The organism is Streptomyces sp. NPDC001137, from assembly GCF_040298885.1.
Classification (GTDB): Bacteria; Actinomycetota; Actinomycetes; order Streptomycetales; family Streptomycetaceae; genus Streptomyces.
In genome coordinates this window covers 492,772-499,967 of record NZ_JBEPBA010000005.1, presented here as the reverse complement: position 1 = coordinate 499,967, position 7,196 = coordinate 492,772, and the positions used below count along the sequence as shown (strand labels likewise).

General features: G+C 72.6%; 4 protein-coding genes. 3 read left to right on the top strand and 1 reads right to left on the bottom strand.

The annotated features are described in order from the left end of the window. Window positions 1-717 precede the first annotated feature (717 nt). Entirely contained in the window at window positions 718-2,088 is a 1,371-nt protein-coding gene (locus tag ABT254_RS13475; RefSeq protein WP_351468045.1) for a GlnX family signal transduction membrane protein, read from the top strand. Here the strand turns inward: ABT254_RS13475 and ABT254_RS13470 are convergent. Next, window positions 2,085-3,662, bottom strand: coding sequence for a Na+/H+ antiporter (locus ABT254_RS13470; protein ID WP_351468042.1), 1,578 nt, complete (start codon window positions 3,660-3,662; stop codon window positions 2,085-2,087). The genes ABT254_RS13475 and ABT254_RS13470 overlap by 4 nt on opposite strands. 235 nt (window positions 3,663-3,897) lie before the next feature. Here ABT254_RS13470 and ABT254_RS13465 point away from each other — a divergent pair, with 235 nt between their 5' ends. Next, window positions 3,898-6,393 (top strand): ATP-binding protein, encoded by a 2,496-nt coding sequence (locus ABT254_RS13465; RefSeq protein WP_351468039.1) that lies wholly within the window; start codon window positions 3,898-3,900, stop codon window positions 6,391-6,393. Beyond that, window positions 6,393-7,196 carry a DUF4118 domain-containing protein gene (locus tag ABT254_RS13460; RefSeq protein WP_351468036.1) on the top strand — a complete coding sequence of 268 codons (804 nt, stop codon included), beginning with the start codon at window positions 6,393-6,395 and terminating at the stop codon, window positions 7,194-7,196. Before ABT254_RS13465 ends, ABT254_RS13460 begins: the two co-directional genes overlap by 1 nt.

Here is a 7,196-nt window from a genome sequence, read left to right as displayed (position 1 = left end):
GCGCGCGGGCCCCCGCTGGGGGGGGGGGGGCGCCGTGGGGGGGGGGGTTGGGGGGCCCGGGGCGGGGGGGGGGGGTGGGGGTGGGGGGGGGGGGGGTTGTGGGGGGCCGGGGGGGGGGGGGGGGGGGGGGGCCCCCCCCCCCCCCCACGGGTGGTGCGCGGACGTCGGCGCGGGAAGACGACGGGACGTCACACGCTGGTGCCTGCCTTCGGGGCACGCACCCGGCCGCCGCGAGCCGCGTCCGGATTGGGGACTCCGGAGTCGGCGAGGCCGTTGACGCGACGGCCTCGGCGGCGGACTACATGAACCTATCCGTGACGGACGGTCGAACCACCCTGCTCAGCACGGAATTTGCGGCATTCATACGGGCCGGGCGCGCACGCCGTCAAGGTCCCGTCAAACATGCCTGGCCCCCCGTCAGAAGGGCGTCAACGCAAGCCGCCCCTGGCCGAATCCGGTCGCAGACTGAGCGGCAACGGGGGGACGGGCAACCGTCCGTGGCATGACGTGGGAGGGACCGTGACCATCACGGCCGGTACATCGCACAGACCTCGGCCGCAGGCCGGCGCGCAGCAGGTGCAGCCGGCGGTCGCCCCGCCCGGGGGAAGCCCCGGACCGCGGCGGCGAGGGGCGTCGCGGACGGGCGGTCCGGGGCACCGCCCAGGACAGCAGGCCGAGGCCGCGTGGGCCGCTCTGCGCCGTCGCTACTGGGCCTCCGTGCCCGCGCGGCTGCGCCTTCTGCGCGCGGCCACGGTCCTGCTCACCGGCGCCCTCGCCGTGCTGCTGCTGGTGGCCGGGCTCACGACTCTGGGCACCTGGAGCAGCACAGCCGACCGCGACGCGCCCCGCACCACCAGCGCGGCCGATCTCGACCTGGCCCTGAACGACATGGACGCCCAGGCCGCCAACCTCCTGCTGTCCAACGGCGACGCGGGACGAGGACGCCTGCAGACGCCGTACGAGAAGGCGGCCGGTTTCCACGGCGAAGCCCGGCGCGAGATCGGGCACGACCTGCGCACCCTCGCCGTCGCCGCGCAGGGCAGCCGGACCGACGAGAAGACGGTCGAGTCGCTGACCGACGGCTTCGCGGAGTACCAGGAGCTGATCGGCCGGTCGCTGGAGAACGACGGCCACCACGGCGGCAGGACGGCCGCCCTAGCCGACTACCGCCGTGCGACCGACCTGCTGCGCACCCAACTCCTGCCTGCCGCACGCACGTTGGTGGCCTCGAACAACGCGGCCTTCGACGCCGCTTACTTCTCGGCACGCTCCACCCTGAACACCCAGCTTGCCGCCGTCCTCGCCCTCGGCGTACTGCTGCTCGCCGTGCTCGGCGTTGTGCAGTGGTACCTCGCCCGCAGCTTCCGGCGCATCCTGAACCCCGGAGTGCTGGCGGCCACCGTCTGCACACTGCTCGCGGTGGTCCTCGGCACGCAGCTCCTGTCCTCCTCCACCGCCCACCTGCGCGTGGCCCGTCACGATGCCTTCGACTCCGTCGTCGCCCTCTCCCGTGCCCGCGCCATCGCCTACGACGCCAACGCCGACGAGAGCCGCTACCTGCTCGACCCGCAGCGGCGCGGGCAGTACGCCGACTCCTTCCTCACCAAGTCGCAGCAGCTGTACGGCATCAAGGGCGCGACCCTCTCGACGTACGACTCCCAACTGACCACGACCTGGCAGGCATACGAGTCCGACCACCGCGACCTGCGCTTCACCGGAGAGTTCCGGCGGGAGCTGGACAACATCACCTTCCCCGGCGAGCGGGCCGCGGCGGAGAAGACGGTCCAGACGTATGCCGTCTACCAGCGCGACGACCGGAAGATCCGCGCGCTGCTGGCCGCCGGGAAGGAGCAGAAGGCGGTGGAGTTCTGCATGGGGTGGGAGGCGGGCACGTCCAACGCCCACTTCGGGGCGTGGATGGCCGCGCTGGACAAGGTGGCGGGCATCAACCGCGCCCACTTCACGTCGTCCGTCGACGCCGGCCGGTCGGAGGTGGACGGACTGCTTCCGTGGGCGGGCGGGTTGCTGGCGGCGGCTGCCCTGCTGACCTTGCTCGGACTGCGCCCCCGGCTGGCCGAGTTCCGTTAGGCATCGGCGAGCCGGGCCTCCTCCAGATCCAGTACCCGCTGAAGCCGCCGCCGCGTCGTGTCGCTGATGGCGTGATCGTCGTAGAGCCGCTGCAGTTCGGTGGTCTCCACGGCGATCAGGTCACGGCGGAGCTGCCGGTAGACACGGTCGGCGGACTCGGTGGCCGCGCCGTCGGCGCCGTTGTGCGCGGCAAGGCGGTCGCGGGCGTCGTCCACACGGGCGGTCAGACCACGGCGGAGGCGGTCGACGACGACCTCGGGTACGACTTCCAGCTCCGCGAGTTCCTCCAGGCGCGCCAGGCCCGCGTGGGCCAGCCGCGAGCGGGCCTCGGCCTCCTCGCGTGCGGTGTGCGCGGGCTCCAGCGCGATGCCGGAGCGCCGGACGACCGGGGCGAGGGTGAAGCCCTGGACAACGAGGGTGACGACCACGACCGAGGTGGTCAGGACCAGGACCAGCGGCCGGTCGGCGAGCGGGGTGCCGTCCTTCATAACCTCTGGGATGGACAGGGCGGCGGCCAGCGGCATCACGCCGCGGGTGCCGGCCCACGTCAACACCACCGGAACCCGCCAGTTCATCCGACCCAGTCCGCCCTTGCGCTGCACGACCGCCGACAGGGGCGCCAGCCACAGCATGCGGACGGCGACGAGCGTGGCGGCGACGGCTAGGGCGTACAGCGGCCAGGCCCGGTCACCGTCGGCCAGCGCCTGCACCTGGGCGGGGAGGGCCAGCCCTATGAGGCTGAACACCACGCTCTCCAGAAGGAAGACGACTGTGCCGTACACGGCATGCAGCTGGAGGCGGATGCGGGCGTTGGTGAGCCTCTCGCCCCGACCGCCCAGGACCACGCCGGCCACCACACAGGACGTCACCCCGGAGGTGTGCGCGACCTCCGCGAGCAGGTAGGCGGCGTACGGCGTGACCAGCGCGATCACCGTCTCCAGCACCGGGTCCTCGGTACGGCGCCGGATCAGCATGATCACTCCGGCGACCGCGGCTCCGATCACCGTGCCGCCACCCGCGAGCACCAGGAACTCGCCGCCCGCCGCACCCCAGTTCGCGGCGGCCGACGCCACGGCGATGCCCGCCGCCACCCGCACCAGCACCAGCGAGGTCGCGTCGTTGAACAGGCTCTCCGCCTGGACCAGCACCTGCACCCTGGGCGGCAGGGAGAGCCGTCGGCCGAGCGCGGTGACCGCCACCGGGTCGGTGCTGGCCAGGATCGCGCCCAGTACGAACGCCATCTGCCAGGACAGGGGAGTGACCAGTGCTGCCACCGCCGCCACGGCCGCCGCGGAGGCGAGCACCAGGCCGATGGCGAGGATCCCGACCGGTTTCCACACCGCCCGCAGCTCCCGCCAGGACATGTCCTCCGCGCTCGCGTACAGCAGGGGCGGCAGCACGACCAGGCCGATGATCTCGGGACTGATCTCGATTCGCGGGGTGCCGGGGAGCAGGGCCACGGCGAGACCTGCGACGACGAGAAGGGAGGGAGCGGGGATGCGCCACCGGCGCGCAAAGGTGGCGACCAGCGTGGCGAGGACCACGAGGGCGAGAACCGTACCGACGCTGCGCATGCCGTCCCCCTGGGGCTTACGGAAACCGCCGTGGCTTCCGGCCGACCAGACTTCCCGGCACACCTGGACTCACTCTATCGGGCGCAGGTCACGTCAAGACAGTGTCAAGGTCCCCGGGGTCGGCGACAAGGAACCGCTAACAAGCGCCCCGACCGTCCCGCGAAAGGGCTTCCTTTGGAGCAGGAACCCTTCTGCACAGGGGAGTTGGATCAGTGAGTGGAGTGCGTCGGCGGCGATGAATGACGTACGGCCCGGACGACTGAAGGTGTACCTCGGGGCGGCTCCGGGGGTCGGCAAGACCTACCGGATGCTCGACGAGGGGCGCCGCCGCGCCGCGCGCGGGGCGGATGTGGTGGTGGGATTCGCGGAGTGTCACGGGCGCCCGCACACCGAGGCGATGCTCGACGGACTGGCAACCGTCCCCCGGCTGTCCTGCACCTACCGCGGCGGACGGTTCGAGGAGATGGACCTGGCCGCGGTCCTCGCGCGCCGCCCGCAGGTCGTGATCGTCGACGAATTCGCGCACAGCAACGTCCCCGGCGATGGCCGCAACCCCAAGCGGTGGCAGGACATCGAGGCTCTGCTCGACGCGGGCGTCGATGTCATCACGGCGCTGAACATCCAGCACCTGGAATCCCTCAACGATGTGGTCGAGAAGATCACCGGGGTGCCGCAGCATGAGACGGTTCCGGACGAGGTCGTACGGCGCGCCTGGCAGATCGAGCTGGTGGACATGCCGCCTGAGGGGCTGCGGCGCCGGATGGCGCACGGCAACATCTACACCCCGGAGAAGATCGACGCGGCCCTCGCCAACTACTTCCGGCCCGGCAATCTGACCGCGCTGCGCCAGCTGGCGCTGCTGTGGACGGCCGACCGGGTCGACGAGGCGCTCACCAGCTACCGCGCCGAGCACGGCATCGGCCGGGTGTGGGAGACGCGCGAGCGGGTGGTCGTCGCGCTCACCGGCGGTCCGGAAGGCGACACGCTCATCCGGCGGGCCGCCCGTATCGCGGACCGGTCGGCGGGCGGCGACCTGCTCGCCGTGCATGTGGCCCGCAGCGACGGACTGGCCGCCGGGGTCTCGCACGCCTCGCTCGCCCGACAGCGCCGACTGGTGGAGGACCTCGGCGGCAGCTACCACTCGGTGGTCGGCGACGACGTCGCCACGACCCTGGTGGAGTTCGCCCGCGCCGAGAACGCCACCCAGCTGGTGCTGGGCACCAGCCGTCGCGGCCGGCTGGCACGGTTCCTGACCGGGCCCGGCACGGGGGAGACCGTGACCGAGCTGTCCGGCGACATCGACGTCCACCGGGTCACCCATGAGCGGGCCGGACGCGGCACGCTGCTGCCGTCGCGGCGGCGCACGCTGTCGACGGCCCGGCTGATCGCCGGACCGGTGGCCGGGCTGGTGCTGCCGGTACTCCTCACGACCGTCCTCGCCCAGCTGCGGGGCACGCTGAACCTGACCAGCGAGGCGCTGCTGTTCCTGCTCGCCGTGGTGGGCGTGGCCTGCATAGGCGGGGTCGCCTCGGCGGTGATCGCGTCGATCACGGCGTCGCTGCTGTTGAACTACTGGTTCATCCCGCCCATCGGACAGTTCACGCTGGACGATCCGAACGCCCTGCTGGCCCTGGCGGTCTTCGCGGTCGTGGCGGCCACCGTGGCCGCGGTCGTGGACCGCTCCCTGCGCCTGTCGCGCCGTTCCGCCCGCGCGACGGCCGAAGCGGAGACCATGTCGTCCCTGGCCGGCAGCATCGTGCGGGGCGAGACGACGATTCCGGCCCTGCTGGAGCGGACCCGCGAGACCTTCGGTATGGAGTCGGCTGACCTGCTGGAGGAGCCTCCCGACGCGGCCGGAGTGACGGCCGTTCCAGCGGGCCTCGGCGCCTACCTCGTCCTGCGCGGCCGCACGCTGTCGTCGTCCGAGCGGCGCGTGCTGGCCGCCTTCGCCGCGCACGTCGGCTCCGCCGTGGAGCGGGCCAGGCTCGCCGAAGCCGCCGCCGAGGTCGAGCCGGTGAAGGCCGCCGACCGGTTGCGTACGGCGCTGCTGCGGGCCGTCGGCCACGACCTGCGTACCCCGCTCGCCGCGGGCTGGGCCGCGGTCGCCTCGCTGCGCAGCCGTGACGTCGAGTTTTCCGCCGAGGACCGGGACGAACTCCTCGCCACCGCCGACGAGTCCATGGCCAAGCTCAACCGCCTGGTGGAGAACCTCCTCGACCTCAGCCGCCTGGAGGCGGGCGCCCTCACGCTGAACCTGCGCCCCACCTCCCTGGAGGAGGTCCTGCCCATGGCACTGACGGACGTCTCCGCCGTGGACGTGGCGGACATGGAAGAGATCCCGGAGGTGCTCGCCGACCCGCCGCTGCTGGAACGGGTGATCGCCAACCTGGCCGGGAACGCCGACCGCCACACACCACATGGGAAGAAGGTGCTGGTCACCGCCAGCGCCCTGGCAGGCCGGGTGGAGCTGCGGGTCGTCGACCGGGGGCCCGGCCTGCCCGTCGACGGCCGGGAACGGCTCTTCGAACCGTTCCAACGGCTTGGCGACACCGACAACACCACCGGCCTCGGCCTCGGACTCGCGCTCGCCCGGGGCCTGACCGAGGCCATGAACGGCACCCTCACCCCCGAGGACACTCCCGGCGGCGGCCTCACGATGGTCGTGTCGCTGCCGCTCGCCGCGCAGAGCGTCGATGCCGAACCGACGGAGCAGAACGTGGGAGGCGCGTGATGAGCACTGTGACCAGCGCGTGGAAACTGCATCAGGGCGGGACCCGGACAACGCCCGGAACCTGGCCGCTGCGGGACCGGTTCGCCCTGACAGCGGGCCTCCTCGGCCCCTTCCTGGTGGCCCTCGCACTCGTCCCGTTCCGTACCGGCCTGTCACACACGAACGCCGCACTCGTCCTCGTCGTGGTGGTCGTCGCGGTGGCCGCGCTGGGAAGCCGTACGGCCGGGGTGCTCGCGGCGCTGTCCGCGGCGGCCTGGTTCGACTTCTTCCTGACCCGGCCGTATGAGACGTTCGACATCACCGCGACCGCCGACATCGAGACGGCGGTGCTCCTGTTGGCCGTCGGCGTGATCGTGTCCCAACTGGCAGCCCGAGCACGTCACTTGGAGGTCGTCACAGTCACGGACGCGGCCCACCTCGCCCGTATCCACCGGACGGCCGGCCTGGCGCAGTCCGCCAAGTCCGCGGACACCGTGGTCGACCACGTCCGCCGGGAACTCACCGACCTGCTCGGGCTGCGCGCGTGCCGCTTCGAGTACGGCACGCTGCTGGGACAGCCGCCACGCCTGCAGAGCGATGGCAGCGTGACGGTGGGCAGGCGCTCGTGGGACGTGGACACCGCCGGATGGCCCGAGGGCGAGATCGAACTGCGGGCCTACGGCAACGGCCACTACCTCGGCCGCTTCATGCTGACACCCGGACCGGGGCCGGTACCCCCGCTCCAGGCCCGGCTCGTGGCGGTGACGCTGGCCGACCAGACGGGCTCGGCGCTGGACACAGCCGGCCCCGCGGGTAGGGGCTGA